Genomic DNA, 2,715 nt, shown 5'->3' with positions numbered 1-2,715 from the left:
TTGATTTTTCTTCACTATTTTTCGTTATTAAATATAAATCTTCATTATATATTGGAACTGAAAATACTATATTATTTAAACTTTTTGTACTTTCAAATACTCCACCTAGTATATCATTGTTGTTTATTTTTTTTATTTTACTTAAATCCTCTATTTTTACTTCTACATTTAAGTTTAAATATTTTTCAAAAAGCTCTAATATTAAATTATTTAAACTAATCATATTAATAACTTCATTTTTATAATTCTTATTATCCAAAATTAATATTAAATTTTTTTTTCTATATTTTTCTAATATTATTTCCTCTTGTTTAGACTTTGGAATATAAGCTTCTTGTGCAAATATTAAACTTGAAATAATAACAAATAAAAATATCCTCATAATTTTTCTCCTCATAATTTTCTAAATAAAAAAGCTACAGTTAATTAACTGTAGCTGGCTACCATTTAACAGGTCCTATAGCTTTGCGTCATAAAGTTTCCTTTATTTTGCCTATTCTTTGAATTCTTTAATCGAAAATCCTTTTATTTTTTTTGCCTCATACATTGCTTTGTCTGCTTTTTCAAAAGCTTTTTCTAAATTTTCTTTATTTGTTTTCATATAATATCCTATACTAAAATAAACATTATATTTTTTTAAAATGTCTGATTCTTTTCCATATTTTAACAATTCTTTTGCTTTATCAATAAAATCTTTTTCTTGATAAAATAGATAAAATTCATCTCCAGAAATTCTAAAAGAATTCTCTTTTGGAAAAACTTTTAATAATATAAGAGCCATTTCTTTTAAAATAGAATCACCTATACTATGACCATAGATATCATTTGCATTTTTAAAATTGTCTAAATCAATCACAATTACAATTCCATTCTCATAATCTTTCTTTTGACATACTTCATTAAACAAATATCTATTTTGCAAATGAGTTAATTGATCATACTTTAAAACCTTTGTTAAATTTTTTTGAAGTAATATTTTTAACAATAATAAAAATATTATTGGAGTTATTATAACTATCCCTAAAAATATTATCATCTCATTCTTTTTTTGCTTTTTTTTGATTATCAATAAATTTTCTTTTTGGTTATTTTCACTTTCCAATCTTGCTTGTACTCTATCTATATCTCCAACCACAGATATAGCTTTATCAAAAATATTTTTTAAAAATACATCTTCTTTTCTAAATGCAAAATTTATAGATATATTTTTTATTTTTGTATCTTTATGTTCCTTTAAACAATTAAAATCACTTAAAGGATATGGTGTTATAATATAACCTACTTCATTATTTGTAATTCCTTTAAATAAATTATATGTTGAAGAATAGGTTATAATATCTTCCTCAGGAAAATAGGAGTTTCCTATATCATGTGATTTTCCATCTTTTAAAACTCCAACTTTATTATTATTACTTTTTTTATGATTCATTAAGTACATTGGAATATAATCAACTTCTTTTGTAAAAATATAATCCTTTTTTCTTTCTGTTGTCTCTGAAAGAGTTAAAAATTTGTATTTCCCATTTTTAAATTCAGATAGAACCGTTGAAAAATCATCTGAAGGATATATTTCTGATATAATTGGGACACCTATTATATCAGATATTTTTTTTATATATGATGGTAAAATTCCAATAAAACTTTTTTTTTCTTTTAAATATATACTTAATGTTATATCATCTTCTAACGCTGTAATTATTTCTTTTTTATTTTCTAAATATATTTTTTCTTCAGTAGTTAATTTTTCTAAAAATCGTTGACGTTGATAATAATTTGGTAAATGATCAATATAATCAACTATTTTTTCTCTATATTTTTCCTTAAGTAAATTATTAACTTTTGGAATTAAATAACTATAACTTTTATTAACTCCAATACAAACTGGTCCTAAATATGAAATTAACAATCTATTTTGAGCTTTTATTGCTTCAAATTCAGAATCTAAATATATAGCATTTTCATATTTAGTTATATCTTCAACAGGAATTAAATCTACATGAATTTTATTTTCTTTTATATAATCCTTTAAAAGCTCCAAAGCTAACTTGTCATTTCTTTTATAATAAATAATTTCATTTTCTAAGTCTTTATAACTTTCTAATCTTTTTAATTTAGATGCTATATATAAATTTTCAATAAATAATGGTTCTGACAAAACTATATTATCTAAACTTTTATAATTATTTTTTAAAATTAAATTTACCGCGTCTATTCTTTCCTCTTTTAAACTTTTATAATTTTCATCTCTTGTATTTTTTATTTCTTTAATATTCAATTTTAAATCATTTTTAAAAAGATCTTCTATGTGATCATTTAGAGATTTTTTATTTATTTTTATTTTAACATCTGAATAATTTTGAATGCCTAAATTAAATATTTTATCATCTGCAAATAAACTAACAGAAAACAACAATACAATTATTAAATATTTTGTATTTGATTTCAATTCTAACTCCTTTTAAAATCTACTCAGTTTAAAGTTGAAAAATAATGTATCCATTATATTAATATCTTGTTCTAAAAATTTGGAAAATTTATATTTTTATAATTAAATTTATCTTTTCAAAAAATCATATTGCTCTAATTCATAAAAATCATTAAATATATTGCTACTAGTTATTTTTATAATTGGAATTTCTAGTTTTTTTATATTTAGATTTCCTAAAATTAGTACAAATTTTAAATCTAATTCTTTATTTAAAGCTTCACTTAATT

At 20.1% G+C, this 2,715-nt stretch carries 2 protein-coding genes and 1 riboswitch; both genes read right to left on the bottom strand.

What is annotated here, in order from left to right; genetic code table 11:
* Nucleotides 1–382, bottom strand: a 382-nt coding sequence (locus ACRCYC_RS05065) for a hypothetical protein (RefSeq protein WP_438618013.1), incomplete at its 3' end; no start/stop codon positions are given.
* A gap of 46 nt (nucleotides 383–428) precedes the next feature.
* Nucleotides 429–504: riboswitch (cyclic di-GMP riboswitch) on the bottom strand.
* A complete protein-coding gene (locus ACRCYC_RS05060; RefSeq protein WP_438618012.1) occupies nucleotides 494–2,446 on the bottom strand; it encodes a GGDEF domain-containing protein in 1,953 nt (650 codons plus the stop codon). (Overlaps the previous riboswitch by 11 nt.)
* Nucleotides 2,447–2,715 lie beyond the last annotated feature (269 nt).

Source organism: Paraclostridium sp., assembly GCF_051657365.1.
Classification (GTDB): domain Bacteria; phylum Bacillota; class Clostridia; order Peptostreptococcales; family Peptostreptococcaceae; genus Paraclostridium.
The sequence above is the reverse complement of the archived record's forward strand: the minus strand, read 5'-3'. Positions and strand labels throughout refer to the sequence as shown.